At 64.5% G+C, this 20,733-nt stretch carries 23 protein-coding genes; 9 read left to right on the top strand and 14 right to left on the bottom strand.

From position 1 onward, the window contains the following. Positions 1–137: 137 nt before the first annotated feature. From ruvA to K3163_RS12615, 6 genes are all read left to right on the top strand, one after another. Positions 138–743 (top strand): Holliday junction branch migration protein RuvA, encoded by a 606-nt coding sequence (gene ruvA / locus K3163_RS12640; RefSeq protein ID WP_221554454.1) that lies wholly within the window; start codon positions 138–140, stop codon positions 741–743. After that, positions 740–1,174: a hypothetical protein gene (locus tag K3163_RS12635; protein ID WP_221554453.1), complete on the top strand. Its 435-nt coding sequence runs from the start codon at positions 740–742 to the stop codon at positions 1,172–1,174. The genes ruvA and K3163_RS12635 overlap by 4 nt, the downstream gene beginning before the upstream one ends. Next, positions 1,171–1,713, top strand: coding sequence for a DsrE family protein (locus tag K3163_RS12630; protein ID WP_221554452.1), 543 nt, complete (start codon positions 1,171–1,173; stop codon positions 1,711–1,713). Before K3163_RS12635 ends, K3163_RS12630 begins: the two co-directional genes overlap by 4 nt. 8 nt (positions 1,714–1,721) lie before the next feature. Beyond that, the gene (locus K3163_RS12625) at positions 1,722–2,204 is read left to right on the top strand and encodes a hypothetical protein (protein ID WP_221554451.1); all 483 of its coding nucleotides are present in this window, start codon (positions 1,722–1,724) and stop codon (positions 2,202–2,204) included. Continuing rightward, positions 2,204–3,235, top strand: coding sequence for a Holliday junction branch migration DNA helicase RuvB (ruvB, locus tag K3163_RS12620; protein WP_221554450.1), 1,032 nt, complete (start codon positions 2,204–2,206; stop codon positions 3,233–3,235). Before K3163_RS12625 ends, ruvB begins: the two co-directional genes overlap by 1 nt. Positions 3,236–3,329: 94 nt before the next feature. Continuing rightward, on the top strand, positions 3,330–4,157 hold the full coding sequence (locus tag K3163_RS12615; protein WP_221554449.1) for a hypothetical protein: 828 nt from the start codon (positions 3,330–3,332) through the stop codon (positions 4,155–4,157). A gap of 4 nt (positions 4,158–4,161) precedes the next feature. On the opposite strand, the gene K3163_RS13655 is transcribed toward K3163_RS12615, so the two are convergent. Together K3163_RS13655 and acnA are read right to left on the bottom strand one after the other, a co-directional pair. Then, positions 4,162–4,605, bottom strand: a complete 444-nt coding sequence (locus K3163_RS13655) for a rhodanese-like domain-containing protein (RefSeq protein ID WP_221554448.1) — start codon at positions 4,603–4,605, stop codon at positions 4,162–4,164. Continuing rightward, positions 4,602–7,277 carry an aconitate hydratase AcnA gene (gene acnA / locus K3163_RS12605; RefSeq protein WP_221554447.1) on the bottom strand — a complete coding sequence of 892 codons (2,676 nt, stop codon included), beginning with the start codon at positions 7,275–7,277 and terminating at the stop codon, positions 4,602–4,604. Before acnA ends, K3163_RS13655 begins: the two co-directional genes overlap by 4 nt. A gap of 230 nt (positions 7,278–7,507) precedes the next feature. Here acnA and K3163_RS12600 point away from each other — a divergent pair, with 230 nt between their 5' ends. Further along, positions 7,508–7,675 carry a hypothetical protein gene (locus K3163_RS12600; protein ID WP_221427574.1) on the top strand — a complete coding sequence of 56 codons (168 nt, stop codon included), beginning with the start codon at positions 7,508–7,510 and terminating at the stop codon, positions 7,673–7,675. Between the two features lie 9 nt (positions 7,676–7,684). Here the strand turns inward: K3163_RS12600 and K3163_RS12595 are convergent, their stop codons facing one another. Then, complete coding sequence (locus K3163_RS12595; RefSeq protein ID WP_221554446.1) at positions 7,685–8,569, bottom strand: DMT family transporter; 885 nt, start codon at positions 8,567–8,569, stop codon at positions 7,685–7,687. A 146-nt stretch (positions 8,570–8,715) separates the two neighbouring features. Here K3163_RS12595 and K3163_RS12590 point away from each other — a divergent pair, with 146 nt between their 5' ends. Then, positions 8,716–10,131: a L,D-transpeptidase family protein gene (locus K3163_RS12590; RefSeq protein ID WP_221554445.1), complete on the top strand. Its 1,416-nt coding sequence runs from the start codon at positions 8,716–8,718 to the stop codon at positions 10,129–10,131. A gap of 26 nt (positions 10,132–10,157) precedes the next feature. Here the strand turns inward: K3163_RS12590 and K3163_RS12585 are convergent, their stop codons facing one another. The 6 genes from K3163_RS12585 to ispG are packed head-to-tail and all read right to left on the bottom strand — an operon-like array spanning position 10,158 to position 15,631. Beyond that, positions 10,158–10,865 (bottom strand): murein L,D-transpeptidase catalytic domain-containing protein, encoded by a 708-nt coding sequence (locus K3163_RS12585; RefSeq protein ID WP_221554444.1) that lies wholly within the window; start codon positions 10,863–10,865, stop codon positions 10,158–10,160. A gap of 5 nt (positions 10,866–10,870) precedes the next feature. After that, positions 10,871–11,782 carry a histone deacetylase family protein gene (locus K3163_RS12580; RefSeq protein WP_221554443.1) on the bottom strand — a complete coding sequence of 304 codons (912 nt, stop codon included), beginning with the start codon at positions 11,780–11,782 and terminating at the stop codon, positions 10,871–10,873. Between the two features lie 34 nt (positions 11,783–11,816). Beyond that, positions 11,817–13,235 carry an NAD(P)-binding protein gene (locus K3163_RS12575; RefSeq protein ID WP_221554442.1) on the bottom strand — a complete coding sequence of 473 codons (1,419 nt, stop codon included), beginning with the start codon at positions 13,233–13,235 and terminating at the stop codon, positions 11,817–11,819. Between the two features lie 20 nt (positions 13,236–13,255). Beyond that, positions 13,256–13,747 carry a thioredoxin family protein gene (locus K3163_RS12570; RefSeq protein ID WP_221554441.1) on the bottom strand — a complete coding sequence of 164 codons (492 nt, stop codon included), beginning with the start codon at positions 13,745–13,747 and terminating at the stop codon, positions 13,256–13,258. After that, positions 13,744–14,496 carry a hypothetical protein gene (locus tag K3163_RS12565; protein WP_221554440.1) on the bottom strand — a complete coding sequence of 251 codons (753 nt, stop codon included), beginning with the start codon at positions 14,494–14,496 and terminating at the stop codon, positions 13,744–13,746. Before K3163_RS12565 ends, K3163_RS12570 begins: the two co-directional genes overlap by 4 nt. 1 nt (position 14,497) lies before the next feature. Beyond that, positions 14,498–15,631, bottom strand: a complete 1,134-nt coding sequence (gene ispG, locus K3163_RS12560; protein WP_221554439.1) for a flavodoxin-dependent (E)-4-hydroxy-3-methylbut-2-enyl-diphosphate synthase — start codon at positions 15,629–15,631, stop codon at positions 14,498–14,500. A gap of 70 nt (positions 15,632–15,701) precedes the next feature. Between ispG and K3163_RS12555 the strand changes: the two genes are divergently transcribed. After that, positions 15,702–16,703, top strand: a complete 1,002-nt coding sequence (locus K3163_RS12555) for a zinc transporter ZntB (RefSeq protein WP_221554438.1) — start codon at positions 15,702–15,704, stop codon at positions 16,701–16,703. A 3-nt stretch (positions 16,704–16,706) separates the two neighbouring features. Here K3163_RS12555 and K3163_RS12550 read toward each other — a convergent pair whose 3' ends face one another. The 5 genes from K3163_RS12550 to K3163_RS12530 all read right to left on the bottom strand — a co-directional run bounded on the left by K3163_RS12550 (position 16,707) and on the right by K3163_RS12530 (position 20,558). After that, complete coding sequence (locus K3163_RS12550) at positions 16,707–18,485, bottom strand: DUF885 domain-containing protein (RefSeq protein WP_221554437.1); 1,779 nt, start codon at positions 18,483–18,485, stop codon at positions 16,707–16,709. Positions 18,486–18,561: 76 nt separating this feature from the next. Next, positions 18,562–19,203, bottom strand: coding sequence for a DUF1109 domain-containing protein (locus K3163_RS12545; protein WP_221554436.1), 642 nt, complete (start codon positions 19,201–19,203; stop codon positions 18,562–18,564). Position 19,204: 1 nt separating this feature from the next. Next, on the bottom strand, positions 19,205–19,735 hold the full coding sequence (locus K3163_RS12540; protein WP_221554435.1) for a sigma-70 family RNA polymerase sigma factor: 531 nt from the start codon (positions 19,733–19,735) through the stop codon (positions 19,205–19,207). Between the two features lie 28 nt (positions 19,736–19,763). Beyond that, positions 19,764–20,222 carry a DoxX family protein gene (locus tag K3163_RS12535; protein ID WP_221554434.1) on the bottom strand — a complete coding sequence of 153 codons (459 nt, stop codon included), beginning with the start codon at positions 20,220–20,222 and terminating at the stop codon, positions 19,764–19,766. A 48-nt stretch (positions 20,223–20,270) separates the two neighbouring features. Continuing rightward, positions 20,271–20,558 (bottom strand): BufA1 family periplasmic bufferin-type metallophore, encoded by a 288-nt coding sequence (locus tag K3163_RS12530; protein WP_221427587.1) that lies wholly within the window; start codon positions 20,556–20,558, stop codon positions 20,271–20,273. Positions 20,559–20,733: the final 175 nt, after the last annotated feature.

The following is a 20,733-nucleotide window of genomic DNA, read 5'->3' as shown; positions in this document are numbered from 1 at the left end:
CCGACCCCAAGCTATCCCCCCGAGATTCCTTCCCCAGGACCGTGTTCCATGTGTTCCAGCCTGACGGGCTTGCCCCCGTGGTTCACAACTTCGATCCAACTCTGGCCAAGCGCGCTACGTTGGGGCAGGAACAAACCATGATTGCGAAGCTGAAGGGCCTGCTCGACGAAACCGGTGTCGACTGGGCGGTGATCGACGTCTCGGGCGTGGGCTATCTCGTCCATTGCTCGACCAAGACACTCGCCGCGCTGGGCGAGAAGGGCGAGGCCTGCACGATCTACACCGACCTGCAGGTGTCAGAGAACGATATGCGCCTGCTCGGTTTTGCCGAAGCCGCCGAGCGCGACTGGTTCCGCCTGCTCACGCAGGTGCAGGGCGTCGGCAGCAAGGTCGCGCTCGCGATCCTCTCGGCACTGTCGACCGGCGAGGTGCAGCAGGCCTGCGCCAATGGCGATGCCGCCACCGTTGCGCGCGCGCAGGGCGTGGGGCCCAAGCTCGCCGGACGCATCGTCAACGAGTTGAAGGACAAGGCCGGCGCGCTTCCGGGAGGCGGTGCTACTAGCGGAGTGGCTCCGGCGACGCCTGCGGGCGGCGCGAGCGCCGATGCTGTAAGCGCGCTCGAGAACCTTGGTTTCAAGCCCGCCGTGGCGGCACGCGCAGTGGCGGCAGCGCAGGGCGAACTGGGCGAAGGCGCGAGCGAGGGCGACCTCATCCGCGTCGCATTGAAGAGGGCAGCGGGTTGAGCGAACCGCAGGCCTCTGGAACGGCCCTTGCGCCCTATCCCGTATGGGCCGCAACGCGCGTCGTGACGGCGCTGGCCCAGGCTTATGCATTGCTTTGGGTGATCGTGGCGATGGTGGCGCTGGTCGATGCAATCAACGGGGTGGAGCCGCAGATACTGCCGATCTGGGGCTTCGTGGTCGCTTGTGTGATCGGCGCAAGTGGCGGTGCCTCGGGCCTCTCGCCGCGGTCGTATGACCTGCCCTATTTCGGGGAAACAATTGCCCGCAAACTGGCTTCGAAACATTGCCCTTCATGCGGGCAGTCGATCTTCAACTCATCGCCGCCATCGGGCTACACGACAGAGAACGAACAGCGCAGCTGGTGGCCTTCGCGCATCTGCGCCAACTGCGGGCATGATCTCAGCCGAAAGACTGCCGGAGAAAACATATGATCCGATCCATTGCCGTCCTCGGCGCAGCCCTGATTGCCCTGCCGCTCGCCGCGCAGGACATGAGCGCGTTCAAGACCGGTCCGGTGTTCGAGGACTTCGGCCCGCACGCGCCGGTCAAGGGCGTGGAGACCTTCGAGCCCGACACGGAGCTTTCGCACAGTTTCGACGTCGCAGAACCCGCCAAGGACGGCGGTCGCAATCGCGGTTTCGAAAGCGCGGCGCGCTTCATCAACATGCATGTCGCGCATGGCGTGGCGGAAGAGAACATCCGCGTCGCCGTGGTGGTGCATGGCAAGGCGGTCCACGATTTGCTCTCGGCAGAGGGCTGGGCTGCGCACGAGCTAGAAGGCGAGAACGGCAGCGCTGCCATGATCCGTGCGATGCTCGACCACGGCGTGCGCTTCATCGTCTGCGGCCAGAGCGCGGCAGCCTATGGCGTGAGCAAGGACGAGTTGATCGAGGGCGTCGAAATGGACCTCTCCGCCATGACCGCCCACGCCAAGCTCCAGCAGCGCGGCTACACGGTGAACCCGTTTTGAGTGGCTTGATGCGCCTTTTCACCGGCTCCGGCCAAGCAAAAGAGGATTACGTCCAGTATCAGGCGAAGGCGCGCCTCTATCTCCATTCCTGCCGGTACTTCGTCACCAGCGTCGCGGGAATCTCTGAATACGGTGAGCCCTCCCTCCTTGCCGGAACCTGCGAGGACGAGCGCCTGGGCGAAGCTGTGCTGGACCACCTCCGCCAGTATCGCGGGGACGCTCCCGACAATTCCGGAGCGAAGCTGACCGACTGGCGTGTCTACCAGCTGTCGGGCTCACGTTCGGTCAAAGGCTTCGAGGCCGAGGCCTGGCATGTGGACTTGGCAAGAATGAACTCGGCCATCCTTGTTTGGGCGCGGCCGCGCGTGACGTCGAAACAGCATCTCGCGGCCTATGGCGACTGCAACCGGCACGATGCGAAGGCAGTTGGTGAAGTGATCCGACAAACTCTCGACTGTGCGGCGATCCTGCGGGATAGTGGCGCGCTCTGATGACCGAACCCGTTCCCCTCCATTCGCCCGACCGTCAGCCGGAAGACCCGGATGCGGCGCTGCGGCCCAAGAGCCTCGAGGAGTTCGTCGGGCAGAAGGCCGCGCGCGAGAATTTGCGCGTGTTCATCGAGGCGGCGAAGAATCGCGGCGAGGCGATGGACCATGTGTTGTTCTTCGGCCCGCCCGGCCTCGGCAAGACCACGCTGGCGCAGATCGTTTCGAAGGAACTGGGCGTCGGCTTCCGCGCCACGTCGGGCCCGGTGATTGCCAAGGCGGGCGACCTTGCCGCCCTGCTCACCAATCTAGAGCCGAACGACGTGCTCTTCATCGACGAGATCCACCGCCTCAATCCCGTGGTCGAGGAAGTGCTCTACCCGGCGATGGAGGATCGTGCGCTCGATATCATTATCGGCGAAGGGCCTTCGGCGCGCAGCGTGCGGATCGATTTGCCGCCTTTCACGCTGGTCGGCGCAACCACGCGGCAGGGGCTGCTGACCACGCCCTTGCGCGACCGGTTCGGCATCCCGGTGCGGCTCAATTTCTACACCGAGGACGAACTGCTCAAGGTCGTCACCCGCGGGGCAGGCCTGCTCGGCATGGGGATCGACGAAGGCGGTGCGCGTGAAATCGCCCGCCGTTCGCGCGGCACCCCGCGTGTCGCAGGCCGCCTGATGCGCCGCGTGCGCGATTTCGCATCCGTGCTGGGCGAGCCGACCGTGACCAGCAAGGTCGCCGACGAGGCGCTGACCCGGCTCGAGGTCGACAGCCTTGGCCTCGATGCGATGGACCGCCGGTACCTCACCATGATCGCGACCACATACAAGGGTGGCCCCGTGGGCGTCGAAACGCTCGCGGCGGGTCTTTCCGAGCCGCGCGACACGGTGGAAGAGGTGATCGAGCCGTACCTGATCCAGCTGGGCCTCATCGCACGCACCGCGCGCGGCCGCATGCTCAACGATGGCGGCTGGTCGCACCTCGGTATGAGCCCGCCGATCCAGCCACAGGGCGGACTGTTCGAAGAGGGGAAATAGGCCGCCGGCAAGCTTGTTTGCCAAGACGCGGTCTTCGTGAGAGACTGCCAAAAATTGGACGAGGGTCGCATCCGCTTTTGGGGAGGGGATGACGATGCCTTACAAATACGGACATTATTGGGTCGGGTTCACCGTGCTGGTCACGATAGCGGGCTTCTGGCCGAGCTATTTCCTGCTCTTCGCGACACCGATACCATTCGCGTTCCATGTCCATGCCTTCACATCGCTGGCATGGCTACTTTTCCTGATCGCGCAAAGCCTGACGATCCATAACCGGCAACTCGCATGGCACCGCACGATGGGACGGGCGAGCTTTGCCCTTTTCCCGTTGCTGATCGTCGGCTTCGTGTCGATCATCAATCTTTCGGCGAGCCGCTTTGCCGCCGAGGAAAACCCATTCATCATGCAACTGGGCCCGGCTTTCGGGATAGGGATGGTCACGGCCATCGCCGCCTATCTCTATCTCTTCTACAACGCGCTGAAGCACCGCAGGAACGTGAGGCTGCATGCGGGTTACATGCTCGCCACTCCCGCCATCCTTTTCGAATCCCCCTTCAGCCGGGTGATCGATCTCTACATTCCGTGGCTCGATTTCCTCAGCAGCGAAGGACCGCGCGATGTGCTCGACGTAATCGTGATCAGCGACGGCCTCGTTTTCCTCTTTGCAACCGCGCTCTACCTTCGCGACCGGAAGCATGGCGCGCCGTGGCTGGCCGTGATGTTCTTCGTAGCCGCACAGATGGTACTGATGTGGTTTGCCGAATACATCCCCGGCATGAGCGCCGCCTTCGCGCTTTACGCCCAGATCCCGCCTGCCATCACATTGGCACTCGGCGCGCTGGCGGGGATCGCTGCAGTCTGGTTCGGCTGGCAGCACGGCATGCGACCGGGCAGCCGCCAGCCTTCAGCCCAGCCGGCCTGACGCCTCAGCGGCGCGGGTCGTCGCTCGGGTCGTTGGAAACGGTCGGGTAGCCCGCGTCGGTCCAGGCGCGGATGCCGCCTTCGAGGTGGCGCACCACCGTGCCGCGATACTCGGCAAGGCGCTCGGCCGCGATGCCCGAACGGCGCGAGGATCCGCAGTAGAGAATGACTTCGCGGGTCGTGTCGATGGGGATCGTTGCCGGATCGAAATGCGTGAGCGGCGCATTGAGCGCGCCCGCGATCCGGCTGTCTGCGAACTCATAGGGTGTGCGCACGTCGATCAGCACGACTTCGCCCGCCTCGACCAGCGTTGCGAGCTGCTGCGCATTGACGGTGGCGACACGCGCGCTGGCGATGTCGGCACTGTCGGGTCCGGCATACCCGCCGCTACCCGCGCAGCCTGCGAGGGCAAGCGGCGCGAGTGCGGCGAGGATGCTTTTCCGGATCACGATGCGGCGAGCTTGCGCAGCACGTAGTGGAGGATGCCGCCGTTGCGGTAATACTCCATCTCGTTGGCCGTATCGATGCGGCAGAGCGCGGTGAAACTGGCCTTCGAGCCGTCTTCATGCGTCACTTCAACTTCGACGTCCTGGCCCGGGGTGAGGTCGGCAAGGCCCTTGATCGTGAAGGTGTCGTCCGCACCGAGGCCAAGGCTCTGGCGGGTGTCGCCGTCCTTGAACTGCAGCGGGAGCACGCCCATGCCGATCAGGTTCGAGCGGTGGATACGCTCGAAGCTCTCGACGATCACGGCACGAACGCCGAGGAGGATGGTGCCCTTCGCGGCCCAGTCACGGCTCGAACCCGTGCCGTATTCCTTGCCTGCAACGACGACCAGCGGCGTACCGTCGGCCTTGTGCTTCATGGCAGCATCGTAGATCGGCATCTGCTCACCCTTGTAGGTGGTGATGCCGCCCTCGGTGCCGGGGACCATCTCGTTCTTGATGCGGATGTTGGCGAAGGTGCCGCGCATCATGACTTCGTGGTTGCCGCGACGCGAGCCGTAGGAGTTGAAGTCCTGCTTCGAGACCTGGTGGCTCTTGAGGTATTCGCCAGCCGGGCTGTCTTCCTTGATCGAGCCTGCGGGCGAGATGTGGTCGGTCGTGGTCGAATCGCCGAGGATCGCCAGCGGCTTCGCATCGGTGATGTCGGTGACCGGTGCCGGCTCCATGCTCATGCCTTCGAAGAAGGGCGGGCTGGCGACGTAGGTGCTGGTCGGGTTCCAGGTGTAGGTGTCCGAGGCCTCGACCTTGATCGCCTGCCAGTGCTCGTCGCCCTTGTAGACGTCGGCATAGCGGCTCTCGAACATTTCGCGGTCGATGTTCTTGGTGCGGTGCTCGCGGATTTCCTCGTTGGTCGGCCACACGTCGGCCAGCATCACGTCGTTACCGTCCTGGTCCTGGCCGAGCGGGGTTTCGGTGATGTCCTTCGTCACCGTGCCGAGGATCGAGTAGGCGACCACGAGCGGCGGCGAGGCGAGGAAGTTGGCGCGCACGTCGGGCGACACGCGGCCTTCGAAGTTGCGGTTACCCGAGAGGACCGAAGCGGCGACGATGTCGTTGCCGTTGATGGCCTTGCTGATCGGCGGGGCGAGCGGGCCCGAGTTGCCGATGCAGGTGGTGCAGCCGTAGCCGACGAGGTCGAAGCCCATGGCGTCGAGATCGTCCTGCAGGCCGCTCTTTTCGAGGTAGTCGGTGACCACCTGCGAACCCGGTGCGAGGCTGGTCTTCACCCACGGCTTGGGCGCGAGGCCCTTCTCGCGCGCCTTCTTGGCGACGAGGCCGGCAGCGATCAGCACGTCGGGGTTCGACGTGTTGGTGCAGCTGGTGATGGCCGCGATCACGACATCGCCGTCGCCGACGTCATGGTCCTTGCCTTCGACGTCCACGCGCAGCGGCGCATCCTTGCTGTAAATCGACTTGAGGTCGGTGTTGAACAGCTCGTCCACCTGCGGCAGCGCGACGCGGTCCTGCGGGCGCTTCGGGCCGGCGAGGCTGGGCACGACCTTCGAGATGTCGAGCTCGAGCGTCTTGGTGAAGACCGGCTCGTTCTCGGGCGTGAACCACATGCCCTGTTCTTTCGAATACGCTTCGACCAGCGCGATGGTTTCTTCGTCGCGGCCGGTGAGGCGCATGTATTCGAGCGTCTTGTCGTCGATGCCGAAGAAGCCGCAGGTCGCGCCGTATTCGGGCGCCATGTTGGCGATCGTCGCGCGGTCGGCGAGGGTGAGGTTGGCAACGCCTTCGCCGTAGAATTCGACGAAACGGCCGACCACGCCGACTTCGCGCAGCATCTGCACGCAGGTCAGCACGAGGTCGGTTGCGGTGACACCTTCGGCCATTGCGCCGGTCAGCTTGAAGCCGACGACTTCGGGGATGAGCATCGAGATCGGCTGGCCGAGCATGGCTGCCTCGGCTTCGATACCGCCGACACCCCAGCCAAGGACGCCGAGGCCGTTGATCATGGTGGTGTGGCTGTCGGTGCCGACGCAGGTGTCGGGATAGGCGACGGTCGCGCCGTCAGGGCCTTCCGAGTTCCACACGCCCTTGCCGATGTACTCGAGGTTCACCTGGTGGCAGATGCCGGTGCCCGGGGGCACAGCGGAGAAGTTCTTGAAGCTCTTCGAACCCCACTTGAGGAAGTCGTAGCGCTCGGCATTGCGGGCGTATTCGAGTTCGACGTTCTTCTCGAATGCCTTGGGGTGGCCGAATTCGTCGACCATGACCGAGTGGTCGATCACGAGGTTCACGGGAACCTGCGGATTGATCTTCGAGGTGTCGCCGCCGAGCTTGCCGATCGCATCGCGCATGGCCGCCAAGTCGACCACGCAGGGCACGCCGGTGAAGTCCTGCAGCAGCACGCGCGCTGGGCGGTACTGGATTTCCTTGCCGGTGGTCGGGTTCTTCTGCCAGTCGGCGATCGCCTGCGCATCGTCGGTCGATACGGTGAAGCCACCGTCCTCGAAGCGCAGCATGTTTTCCAGCAGGACCTTCAGGCTGAAGGGAAGCTTCGACACGTCACCGATTTTCTCGGCCGCCTTCTTGAAGGAATAGTAGGCGTAATCCTTGCCGCCAACGGTGAGGGTAGAGCGTGTTCCGAGCGTGTCCTGGCCGACCTGGGTCATGCGGGCTTTCGTCCTTTCTGTAAGAAGCCGTCACTTGGCCAATGGGCAAGGCGGCAGAATGTGCCGCGCCTCTGCGCCGAATGGGCCAAAAAATCAAGGTCCGCCGCCTAGGCAAAACGTCTCATCGGGAACTCTGAGGCGACTTCAGGGATTATTAAGGCAAAATCGGGGCAATTGTTGCGCACGGCCACAAATCGCCGGAAGCGCGCGGCCCGAATGAGGAGTTTGTTATGAGTGCCCTGCTGGACGCGACCGACAAGTCGCGCCGAACCCTGCGTGTCGCCGTTATTGCTGCTGCCCTTGGCGTGGCCGGAATGTTCACTGCTGCGTTCACCTTCGCCGGTGAGCCCGCAGAAGCGGGCGAGCCTGCGCCGCAGGTCGCTGCCGCCCAGCGATAAGTCAGCGCGCTAGAGAGCGCTTTGCTCGGGCCGCCTGCGTGTGGCTATCCAGCATCCCACGATGATCAGCATGGCACCGGCCACGGTCGTCGGTCCCACTGTTTCCCGAAAATAGAGCCAGCCGAACAGCGAGGCCCAGAGGAAGCCGGTATATTCGACCGGCACGAGCCTTTGCGCCTCCGCGCGGGCGTATGCCCAGGCGAGGAACAGCGCCGCGCCGACCGCAAGCAATGCCCCGGCGCCGATTTCCAGCCAGACCCCGCCCTGTGGCAGGACCAGCAGGAATGGTGCTCCCACCAGCAGCACGAGGCTGACGATGCCGTTCTGGAAAGTGCTGACTTCAGAGGGGCTTGCAACCAGTGCCTGCTGCCTCTGGAGGACGAGGTTCCAGGCATAGAGCAGGGCCGAAATCCCGACGAGCAGGAGGCCGGTGAGCGCTTCATCGGTCATGCGCTCGCGCCCGATCCTGCCGCCAACGATAATCACGACACCGGCAAGGCCGAGCAGGGCCGCGACAATGGCTTTCGGCTGGATCTTCTCGCCAAGCAGCCAAGCGGCGAGGAACAGCGCGATGAGCGGCGCCACGAAACTGATGGCGATCGCCTCTGCGAGCGGCAGGCGCACCAGCGCTGCAAAGAAGGTCCAGCCCATGAAGGCCACGACCACGCCGCGAATGAGGTGGATTCGCAGGACCGTGCGGCCGGGCAACTTGCGGCTGTTCCACCACCAGAAGGGCGCGATCACCGCAAATCCGATGAGGCAGCGCAGCAGGTAGGCGCTGTAGGCACCGATCGCGATCGAGGCGCTCTTCATGACCGCGTCCATCGCCGAGAACAGCGCAATTCCCGCCAAGGTCGCCAGTACGGGGCGAAGATGCTCGGCGGATGTGCTCATTGCCGTTGAGCATAGGCAGGTGAACGGGCAAGGTCATCACGGTTCAGCGATGCGCAAGCAGCATTCGCCGAAGATATGCACAATAAGCGATGGCGGGCCGCGTCCTGCGCGACTATTTAGGAAGCCAACGCACCTTGGTGGGACTGATGAAGAAGAACCGTTTCCTTTCCGGCACTGCGCTGCTCGCAGCAGGCCTTGTTTCGACCGCATCGGCGCAAAGCGCCCAGCCAGAGAGCATTCTGCCAGCAACGCAGCAGGCCGCACCTGCTGCTGAGGCGCAGGCCGAACAGACTGCCCCGCAGACTGTCGAGGAAGCCTTCGGCGATATCCGGATGCAGTCGGGCGAAGTCGTCCAGCAGGTCCCCTCGCTCGAAGGCGAGTGGAGCGTCGCACAGGTCGAGGAACTGATCGCCTTCATCCCGACTATGGAAGCAGAAGGCCTGCGCCCTGCCGACTACCATGCTGACGAGCTCGCCGCTCTCGCCGCGCAGGGCGAAAGCGAGGCGCTCAACAAACTGGCCAGCGAGGTGTTCGTCTGGCTGGTCGAGGACCTTCGCGACGGCCGCACGCCGATGGATAACCGGCGCCAGTGGTTCGTGGTCGATCCCGACGCGGATCGCATGCCCACCTGGAAGCTCCTCGAAGATGCTCTGGCGGGTGGTGACATCGCCGGCACGCTGAGCGGCCTGCATCCGGTACACCCCGACTATGCGCGCCTTCGCGATAAGCTCGCGACCGCCACTGATCCGCAGCGAATCCGCCTGATCCGCGCCAATATGGACCGCTGGCGCTGGCTGCCGCAGGACCTCGGCCGCCAGTACCTCATCACCAACGTGCCCGAATTCATGCTGCGCCTCACGGTGAACGGCAGGATCATCAAGAGCTATCGCACCGTGGTGGGCAAGCCGGGCCGCACTGCGACCCCGCAGCTGGCCGAAATGGTCGAGGCGGTGATCTTCAACCCCACCTGGACCGTGCCGCAGTCGATCGTGGTCGGCGAAGGGCTGGGCCAGAAGGTGCTCAATAACCCGCAGTGGGCCGCATCGCAGGGTTACAAGGCGACCAAGGGCGCCGGCGGCTGGATCGGCGTGGTGCAGCAGCCCGGGCCGACCAATTCGCTCGGCCTGATGAAGCTCGACATGCCGAACGAGCACGCGATCTTCCTCCACGACACGCCGAGCCGCCACCTGTTCAATCAAGACAACCGCGCGCTCAGCCACGGTTGCATCCGTGTGCAGGGCGCGCGCGAGCTGGCCATGACCATGTCGATGCTGGGTAATGCGAACAGCCGCGAGGACATTCCGGCAATCCAGGAAGAGGTCAGCGAGATCACGCTGAGCGGCAAGTACACCCGCTATCCGATGGCCAAGCAGTGGCCGGTCTACATCACCTATTTCACGATGGCGACCGACGTCGACGGCGAGCTGCGCGCGTACAAGGATCTCTATGATCGCGACAAGCCGGTGCTCGAGGCGCTCGATGCGCCACGCGTGTCGAACCGCGCCCGCGAGACCAGCGAGGAAGCCGTCGAGATCATCGACGACATGCAGATCACTGTCTGAATTGAAGGCGGCGCGTCGGCCGCCTGTCAGAAGACCCCGGGATTGGTCCTCTCGAACGTGCCTCCACCCGGACGGCGCAGCAATTCGGTCTGCGCGATCGGAGGCATGCGCCGCGAACCGTCCTCGGCAAGGCCGAGGCTTTCGGCGTAGAGCAGCCGTCCGCCGCTGAGGTCCAAGAGGACCTTGGCGAACTGGTCGGGGCCCAGCGCGAAACAGCCGTTCGAACGCCCCAGCTTGCCCCAGCGCCCGATATGTTCGGGCCGCGCATATTCGGCCGGATGCATCACGATGGCGCGCGGGAGGGCGTTGGAATTCGTCGGGTCGAGCCCGTCGAGACGGATCGAGGTGCCGTATTTCCCGCGATACCAGCTACGGGTCATATATGCGCCGCGGCTGGTCGCCTCGCTGCCCTCGATATTCGAATAGCGTTTGAGCCAGCCGTCATGCTCGCTGTCCGAGCCCGTTCCGTGGCTGACGAAGAAGCTTTCAACCCGCTCGTTGACGAGATCGACGAAATGGAAGCGCTGGTTCGCCGAATGCAGGCCGAAATCGGCGATTCCGACGATGTCCTTCTTCCAGATATCGGCCCCGACCCTGTCGAGCTGCTCGCGGGCGATGGCGATCAGCTGTCGATCACGCGAAGCGGTCGGATTTGCCTGCGCAAACACCCGTGCAGGCAGCGCGGCGGCTGCGCCTGCGGCTATCGTGCCCTTGAGGAGATCGCGGCGTTTCATCGGTCCTAACCTATAGCATATGTTTTACCGGAAGCTGACCTGTCGGCATAGCGTGCATTCGTTCTGGCGCACGCCAGCATCGATCTGGCGTGTCTGCCCGCCACTTCGAGCGGGTCGGCCCCGTATCCGCCGCCCAGCGCGCTTGCGACCGGCAGGCCGCGCTTGCGGATTTCCCCGATCACCAGCTCGTCGCGGCGCTCCAGCCCCGAATCGGTCAATGCGAGGCGGCCGAGCCTGTCGTCGCCGTGGACGTCCACGCCAGCCTGGTAGAGCACGAGGTCCGGCGCGAATGTGTCGATGACGCCGGGCAAATGCTTCTCGAGCGCTTCGAGATAGCCATCATCGTCAACCCCGTCGGCTAGCGGTACGTCGAGGTTGGAGCGCGCCTTGCGCACGGGGAAGTTCTTTTCCGCATGTAGCGACAGCGTGAAGATGTCGTCACGCGCCGCGGTAAGGCTGGCGGTGCCATCGCCCTGGTGAACGTCGAGATCGACGATCAGCACGCGGTCGGCATCGCCTTCCGCGATGAGCCGGTTGGCGGCAACTGCGAGGTCGTTGAACACGCAATAGCCCGCGCCGGTATCGTGCAGGGCGTGATGGCTGCCGGCAGCGGAGTTGGCGGCATATCCGTGGGTCTTCGCAAGCTGCGCTGCGAGCCATGTGCCGCCATTGGTGTGCTGCACGCGCTGCGAGATATGCGGCGTCACGGGAAAACCGATCCGGCGCTCCTTCTTCTGCGGAACGCTCGCGTTGAAGACCTCCTCGACATAGGTCGGGCAGTGCACTGCCTCGAGCCATCGGCGCGGCATCGGCGGCGGGGCGTGCTCCGTCAGCGCATAACCGCTCTCGCGAAGCACCTGCATGACCGCCATGTACTTGTCGAAACGGAAGGTCCCGCGTGTGGGAGCGGGAGCCATGTAATCGGCGTGGTGGACGACGTGGAGAATGGCGCTACCCGCGGTTTGCTTCGGCCTCGGCGACCAGCTTTTGCAAGTTCGGTATGGCTGCCATCGTCACGGCAGGCATTTCGGCGGCGACGGCAAGGCGCTCGGGTGCATTTTGCTTTAGCCAGCGCACCGTCGGCGCTCCCGGATCGAGCCGCGACTGCGACAGGAATGCCGAGATCTTCTCGTTGGTCGCCCACAGGAAACGGTTCTGGCCGGTGCCGAGCAGCGTGCCCGCATATCCCTCGATATCGTCGACGAAGCTCACCGGCTTGCACAGTGCGTTCTTTTCCTCGTCGGTCTCGAAATTGGCCTCGACGAAGGCAGTGACGGCGGCGTTGAGCGTGACTAGCGGTACATGCAACAATTGCAGGCGGATGGTGCCATTCTCCCACTGCGGGGAGACCGGCTTCGGCCGCACGGCCGAGGCAGTGCAATCGATGAAAAGCGCATTTTCGGGCACCTCGTGCTCGCCCTGCTGCAGGATCATCCGGCCCGGCTCGATCCGCTCGACGCGGCCCTTGCGCACGACGTTCCCGATCTTGCGAAGGCTCTCGACCTCGCCCTCGGAAATCGTGGCGTAGTGGAACATCTCGGGCTCGACGCTCTGGTCGATGCGCAGCATCGCGCCGTCTTCCTCAAGCTGGTGGAACAGCGCGCTCACGCTTTCGGCCCTGGCGGCGGCCTTCATGATGGCAATCTGCCCGCCCACCGTGCTTTCGAAGAACTCCTCGCCCGGCTGGGTGATCGTGCGGTTGATGAGCCAGCTCTCGCGCGGCTTGACCCAGCTGATGCGCTCTGCCGGAACGCCGGCCTCGAGCAGCCAGACGCCGGCGTCCATCGCGGTCTTGCCGGCGCCGAGAATGACGAAATGCTCAGGAATGCCTTCCGCGCTGCGCCAGAGTTCGGGAAGCTTGCCGGGTATTTCCACCCGCACCCCGTCGGCGACCTCGAACTTGCGTTCGTGCGTGGCCGGAACGGAGGTGGCGAAATAGGTCGTGTCGACGAGCTTGCGGCGTACCTCCACCTCGTGCTCCTCGCCGGAGAGGACATTGCGAAAGCGGTGGTCGCCCAGGTACTCGCAATTGGGGAAGTAGCGCACCCGGCCGGTCGGCAGCAGGTGGTCGCGCATCACCGACTGGAAATAGGCGAGGACCTCCGATCCGCTGGCGAGCTCGTAGAAGCCCTTGTTGGGCCCGCTCTCATCGATCCGGTCCTGTCCGAGGGGGACGCTCTCCACGCCATAGGTCGCGCTCGGCTGGTGCAGCGCGACGAAGGAATAGGCATCGTTCCAGTGCCCGCCGGGCGAGGCGTGCTTGTCGACCATGACGACGTCGCAGTCGGGGTCCTGGGCAAGGAGAGTGTCGACGAAGGACAGGGCGGTCGCACCCGCGCCGATGACCAGATAGTCGGTTTCGAGGGTCATCGGCTTGTCCTTTCCGGCGCTCAGCTGGCGAGGCGTGCCAGCTCGTCGTAGATTTCATCCTCGCTGCGGCTGGCGGCATTGCGCCAGCTCGTAGCGGTGTCGGCGTTCACCAGCGTCCCGAAAGGCGTCAGTACCAGAAGGTTCGGGGTTCCGGGAAGTTCTTCGAGACCGAAGCGGCGCGCGATCTCGAGATTATGTCCGTCGCCCGTTTGCGGCATGCCGATGTTGACGAAGACCAGCTCGTATTCGGCATCGACAAGCTGCTGGAAGCGCGGCGTTTCGAGCCATCCGGCCAGCGCGCGGCTGTCGTGGCACCAGTTCGCACCCATGACGAGGAGCACGTGCTTGCCGCTCGTCATCGCGCGCTCGAGCGCGGCATCGACATCGGCCGAGGCATCGCGCGAAACATCGTAGGATCGCGCCTCGGGGTGGTACGCGGCCGGGGTGTCCGGAACTGTAGAGCATGCGGCTAGTGCCAGCGCGAAGCTCGCGATCGGAACGACGCGCATCATGCTGCGGGCTCCGGCGCAGCCATGCTGCCGTGATCCTCGGCTGGCTCGCCGAGAAGGTAACCTGCCGCGAGAGCGCTACCCATCCAGCAAGCCATGAGTCCGACAAGCAACGTATCCCAGATCATCAATGCCCAGACCTGCCATGCGGCGGCGCCAAAGGCCCATTCGTGGTTGAGGCCGTGCAGCTGTTGCGCGGGCCAGAAGGCGAGGAAACCAAAGACGCCGATTGCGATCGCTTTCAACCAGCCACTCGAATAGGCCCGTTTCAGCGTCATCGTGTGATCGCCGAGGATCGGGCCGACAAGGTAGACGAGCAAGGGCAGGGTCAGGATCATGATCGCGAGATCGACGACGTCCTTGATGGACGCGGGCACGACCTGTTCAAGTCCGGCGAGCAACCCTGCCAGGGCGATTTGCAGGACAACCGCGATCAAGAAGGGTTTCCATGCAATGTTGCGCAGGTCCCACCAGCTCTCACGCTGACCACCCCAGTAGCGCGCAGCGGCAAGTATCGCGATGAACAGGCCGGCAATCTTTGCAAAGCCGAACATCCAGCGGGTCTCGTCATTCGCAAGCGCGGAGAACGCCTCCCGGCTTTCGAACATTCCCATCCGGATTTCGGCAACGTGCTGGACGAACTCAGGTACGATCGCGATCAGCGGGATGATCGGGGCCAGCCAGAACAGCGACGTCCCTCCGGCAAAAACTGTCCGGAAACCCTGCGCTGCCGCGCCAACAAGATTTTTCAATTTACGACCCCCCGTGCGGATCGAAAGCAACAGCTTCGCCCGCTTCAATCCTTGCTGCCTTTTCTTCTACCAGCTTGACGATGTGGTCGAGCATGTCTTCGCTCTCGATGTGGTGATCCTTCACGCCCGAGAGATAGACCATGTGCTTGCCCGAGCCGCCGCCGGTCAGGCCGATATCGGTCTCGCGTGCTTCGCCGGGGCCGTTGACCACGCAGCCGAGCACCGAAAGGCTCATCGGCGTCTTGATGTGCTCGAGCCGCTTTTCGAGCGTCTCGACAGTGCGGATCACGTCGAAGCCCTGGCGCGAGCAGCTGGGACAGGAAACCACGCGGACGCCGCGGGTCCTGAGGCCGAGCGCCTTCAGCATCTCGAAGCCGACTTTCACTTCCTGCTCGGGTTCCGCCGAGAGCGACACACGGATCGTGTCGCCGATACCCGCCCACAGAAGGCTGCCGATGCCGATCGAGCTCTTGACCGTGCCGCCGATAAGGCCGCCGGCCTCGGTGATGCCGAGATGCAGCGGGCAGTCCACCGCCTCTGCCAGCCCGTGATAGGCGGCGACCGCGAGAAACACGTCGCTGGCTTTCACCGCGACCTTGTACTCGTGAAAATCGTGGTCCTGCAGCAGCTTGATGTGGTCGAGCGCGCTCTCGATCAGCGCCTCGGGGCAGGGCTCGCCGTACTTCTCCAGCAGGTCCTTCTCGAGGCTGCCCGCATTGACGCCGATCCGGATCGCGCAACCGTTGGCCTTTGCCGCGCGGACGACTTCGGCGACACGGTCCGACGAACCGATGTTGCCCGGATTGATGCGCAGGCAGGCAGCGCCCTTGTCGGCAGCCTCGAGCGCGCGCTTGTAGTGGAAGTGGATGTCCGCGACGATCGGGACATTCGCAGCCTTCGTGATCTTGTCGAAATGCTCGGTCGATTCCTCGGTCGGGCAGGACACGCGGATGATGTCGGCGCCCACGTCCTCGCAGCGGCGGATCTGGTCGATCGTCGCGACCACATCCTCGGTCGGAGTGTTCGTCATGGTCTGGACCGAAATCGGCGCATCGCCCCCGACGGGAACATTGCCGACCATGATCTGGCGGGACTGGCGGCGCTCGATGGTGCGCCAGGGACGGATGGAAGACATGAGCCGCGATATAGTGGGCCAATCATGAAGGGGCAATGACAGCTGCGAAGACTTGCGGCATGAAGCGGTTATGAGCGAACCGACAGACGAAGTTATGACCGACAGCGCGCTGCTTTTCGGGCGCGTGCTCGACGGGCAGGGCGGGGCCAGGGAGATCGGCTGGGAAGAGGCGATGAACTGGCAGCCCCAGGCGCCGGGCGAGGTGCTCTGGCTTCATATCTGCCGGAACCGGCCCGGCGTCCAGGAGTGGCTGGAAACCCAGCTCGCGATACCCGAGCCCACCGCCGAACTCCTGACCAGCGACCAGACCCGTCCACGTGCCTTTGCCGAAGGTGAGACGCTGGTAGGCACGCTACGCGGCATCAACTTCAATCCCGGTGCGCAGCCCGAGGACATGATCTCGATGCAGCTGTGGTGCGACGGGCGGCGCCTGATCACCTTGCGCCGCCATCCGCTGCAGACGCCCCGCGAAGTCGTGGCGATGCTCGACAAAGGGGCGGGGCCGCCCGATGCCGGGGCGACGATCACGCTGCTCGCCGAACTGCTGATCACGCGGATGAGCCACACCATCGTCGACATGAACGACGTGCTCGACGAGCTCGAGGACATGGACGTGGAAGAGCATGCCGAGGACATGCTCAAGCGCATTTCGACGATCCGCCGCAACTGCCTCGCTCTCAAGCGCCACATGGCGCCGCAGCACGAGGCGCTCGAACAGATCAGCCGCGATGCGCCCTTCTGGTTCGAGGAACACGACCGGCGCGAGATCGCCGAGAGCATCGCGCGCCTTCGCCGCTATCTCGACGATATCGATATCAGCAAGGAAAGCGCGCTGGTGCTGCAGGACGAGCTGCGCGCGCGCAGCCTCGCCTCGAGTGAGCACGCGACCTACATGCTCACCATCGTGGCTGGCATTTTCCTGCCGTTGGGCTTCCTCACCGGCCTGCTCGGCATCAACGTCGGCGGCATGCCGGGCATGAACGATCCCGACGCCTTCTGGACCGTCGTGACCTTCTGCCTGCTGCTCTTCGTGACGCTGATAATCGTCTTCAGGCGCCTGCGCTGGCTCTAACCGTCAGCCGCCCATCTGCTGCGAGGGGATGAACTCCTCGCGCACGGCCTTGGCGATCAGTTCGAGCGGGATGATGCCCTGGCTCAGCAGGAAGTCGTTGAAAGCCTTCTCGTTGAAGTCCTCGCCCAGCGCCAGCTCGGTCTCGACGCGCAGGTCGATCAGCTTGCGATAGCCGTAGTAATAGGACCCTGCCTGGCCGGGCATGCGGAATTCGTAGCGGTCGAGTTCCTGCTTGGTCATGCCGGGCGAGAACAGCGCTTCTTCACGCAGTACGCGCTCGGCCTCGTCGCGGGTCAGCAGACCGAGGTTGAGGCTCGGGTCGAGGAAGGCGCGCGCCGCGCGCAGCAGGCGGAACTGCAGCGCGATGAACTGGCCCTCGATCGGCTCGTGCGGAAGCATTTCGGCCTCGGCATAGAGCGCCCAGCCTTCGACGTTCACACTGTTGAAGGCGTAGAGCATGCGGGCAAGGCTGACGCCCTGCTCGACGAGCGCAGCGAACTGCATTTCATGGCCCGGACGCGCCTCGTGCGCGCTCAGCGTCCAGCTCGCCGCGGGGAAGTTGAAGTCGTCGTAGCGGTCATCCGGCCCGGCGGTCGGATTACCGACGGTCAGGACGAAAGTGCCTTGTTCGCCCGTGTTTCCGATGAGGCGCGGCGGGCGCATGTGCGGCGCGGGCTGGGCGGCGCTCTCCGCGGCCGATGCGACGCGCATCTGCAGCTCGCTGGTGGGAAGCGAGACGATGTCGTGGCGGCGGATTTCCGCCTCCAGCTTGCGGTTCACATCGCGGTAGAAGTCCTCGATCTCGTCATTGGGGACGGTCATCTGCTTGAGGCCCGCCATGACCGAAGCCATGTCGGTTTCCTCCCAGCCGTATTTCTCGGCGATCTGCGGTGCGAGTGCCTCCATCTGGGCGCGCAGCTCGTAGAAACCGCGTCGCGCCTCGGTCATCAGCTCGCGCGGATCGGTATCGATGCCGACCTGCTTGAGGCTGAGCGCATAGAGTTCTTCGGGCAGGCGCGCGCTGTCGCGGCTGGCTGGCACGACCGTTGTGCGCGTCCACTCGCCATAGTCGGTAAGCTGCGTCTCCATCGCGTCGAGGGCCTCATCCGCACCCTCGATCTCGTATTTCTCGAAGAGCTCGCGGATGCCGGCGATGAAGGTCGGGATCTTGTCGATCGATTCCTCGACCTCGACCACATAGGGGCCCATCTTGCCGTCACCGCGGCTCGCCTCGAAGCGGCGCTTGGCGAGCTCGGTCATCGGCTCGGTATCGGGCCAGGTTCCGGTGTAGCGCTGCAGCAGTTCGAGAGCCTTGCCGCGGCGGTGCTCGGCGGTCTGGTCGGACAGGAGCTGGCCGATATTGCCGAACATGCCCTGGGGGACCTGCGCAAACTCGAGCATGTAGCGGCTGCCGAGTTCAATACCCTCGATGTCCTGTTCGAGCGAGCCGATCAGGATGTCGAGGTCCTGCAGGACGTATGGGTTGGTCTCGGTGGCCTTGGCGGCCTCGAATTCCGCGATCAAAGATCTTGCGGCAGCGATATAGCGCTCGTCGCGGTCGGGCGACATGTCGTTGACCAGCCCGTCATACTGTTCGTAGCCCGCCGAGGAGGCGCCCGTCGGGAAGAACTGCGCCTGCATCGTGATGACTTTTTGCGTGTAGGCGTTGCTGGTCTCGACCCAGCCGGGGGTGGCGGGGGCTTCCTGCGCGGCCAGCGGGGCTGCGGGCAGGGCAAGCGTCGTGGCGGTGGCAAGCGCGATGGCTGCGGCGAACGTCTTCATAGGTCTTCCCTCCTGGTTGAGGGGAGGGGTGCGCCTTAGCCCGCGGTTTTGCAAGCCGCCGCCCGACGAACGTGCCTTACCAGCGGACGAGCGGGGGAATTGCGAAACGCCCGATGATGGCCGACAGGACGACCGGCGCGACGTGCCAGATGCCGAGGTGGCCGATGTGGTCCACCGGGCAGGCGAGCCCGTAGGTGAAGCTGCCGATCGCGCCTGCAGCAATGCCGGTGTAGGTGCCCGCGGCGTTCAGCGAGACAGGTGCACCGCGACGCAGCCACAGCGTCAGCGCGCCGGCCGTCACGAGGCCGAAGGCGGAACCCGCAAGGAAGCAGTCGACGCCGTACATGTCGCTCGTCACCGTGCCGAAGAAGCCCGAGATGCCCAGCATCACGAGCGCGGTCACCGGAAGGATCGCCAACATCAGCGCCGACCAGCGCGCGCCTTCATGGCTGTTTCCGACGCGCGGGCTGGCCATCTTGACCACCGCGAAGGATGCCGCCGCGCCGAGCAGCGCGAGCATGCCGTTGGTGATGAAGAATTCGGGCGAGGCCTGGCCGGTGAAGGCGCCATGCCACAGCCCGTCGAGCAGTTCGACGAGGAGCACGGTGGCCACGGCCGCGAACGCCACGAGCGCGACACCCTGCCACAGCCGTAGCGGCTGGACGGGAGCAAGATCGCTCGCGAGTTCGTCGATCAGGGAGCTGGGGACCCGGTTCATGTCATTCGGCCTTTTCTACGAGCGCGGACAGCTTCTTCAATCCGCGATGGATATTCACTTTGACCAGGCTTTCGCTCTGGCCGGTCTTTGCAGAGGCTTCCGCGATGGACAGCCCCTCGATCTTGACGAGTTCGATGACCTCGACCTGCTTTTCGGGCAGGTGGACGAAGAGCCTCTCGAGGCTCATCCGCGCCATCACCGCTTCTTCCTCGCTGTCCTCGGGCGCGTCGTGGTCGCCCAGCTCGTCTTCGGCGGAGCGGTAGACCTTGCGCAGGTGGTCGACCCAGCGGTAGCGGGCGATCGCCGCGAGCCAGGGATAGAAGGCGCGGCTGGGATCCCAGGTCGCACGCTTGTGATGCACCGCCAGCATCACTTCCTGCACCAGGTCGTCGAGCTGGGCGGGGGCCACGCGCTTCCTGTAATAGCGTTCGAGCCAGAGCTGCACCTCTGCGAGCAGGGCGCGGTACATTCCGGCATCGCCCTTCTGGGCGGCTGCCATCATGCTGGCCATTTCGGCTTCATCGGCAATCATGTCGAACCTCTCCCCTTGAACGAGGCTATCACCTGGCCCGCCGCGAAGCGAGCAGCCTGTCGGCAGAGAACAGGCCGCCGCCGCGCGATACGAGGATCGCAGCCATCGCGACCCACAGGATGTGCGTCGCCCACCAGGCTTCGGGATAGACGAAGAATTGGATGACCAGCGTCATGAGGAGCAGCGAGAGCGCGGCGAAGCGGGTGAAAAGGCCGAGCACCAGGAGGATGGGGAACAGGTGCTCGGCATAGGTGGCGAGCGGGACGGCCAGGTCCACCGGCAGGGGGAGGCCGGTGTATTCGTACTCGAACAGGAAGTAGGTCGTCTCGTTGATCGACAACGCGGTGCCTTCTTCCACCTTCGTCCGTCCCGATCGCCAGAAGATCCCCGCCAGCGCCACGCGGGTGATGAGCAGTGCAAGGCCTTCGGGCAGGCGGGAGGATAGCCATGCCGTGAGCCGGTCGTAGGGGGTCAGGACGTTCTGCATTGCTCTGTTCTCGCTTGGTGCTGGCGGAGGGGGGGGGAGGTCAGGGCCTCAGCGCTTGATCGGCTTCAGCGAGCCCTTGCCCTTGGGCGTCTCGATGTTCTCGCAGCTGCCCTTGGGAACGAGCTTCCATGCATTGCCCTGGTAATCGCGGGTGGAGGTGCCGGCGCAGCTGGTGCCCGGGCCCGCGGCACAGTCGTTCTGGCCGGCCTTGGCGACGCCGTAGCATTTCTCCATCGCCGGCTTCTTCTGCGCGGCGGCGGGGGTGGCGATCATGGAGCCGGCGATGCCGGCGGTCAGGGCGAGACCCGCGAGGCGGGCAATCGATGCGTTGTTCATGGCAATTCTCTTCCAAGTTGGGGGTCGTCAGTGTCGCGCCGGAGAAAACATCGCCGGAACTGACGGGTCATTCGGGAAGGAATCCGATCCGGTTACGCGGCATCCCAAAAATTTTCCGGCTGTAACCGGCTGCTCCCGCGCGCCGAATGATTGCCTGTGCACCCCCGCACGCAAT

It is taken from the genome of Qipengyuania xiapuensis, assembly GCF_019711395.1.
GTDB lineage: Bacteria > Pseudomonadota > Alphaproteobacteria > Sphingomonadales > Sphingomonadaceae > Qipengyuania > Qipengyuania xiapuensis.
Note: the sequence above shows the minus strand (reverse complement) of the source record. Positions and strands in the feature narration are given on the sequence as shown.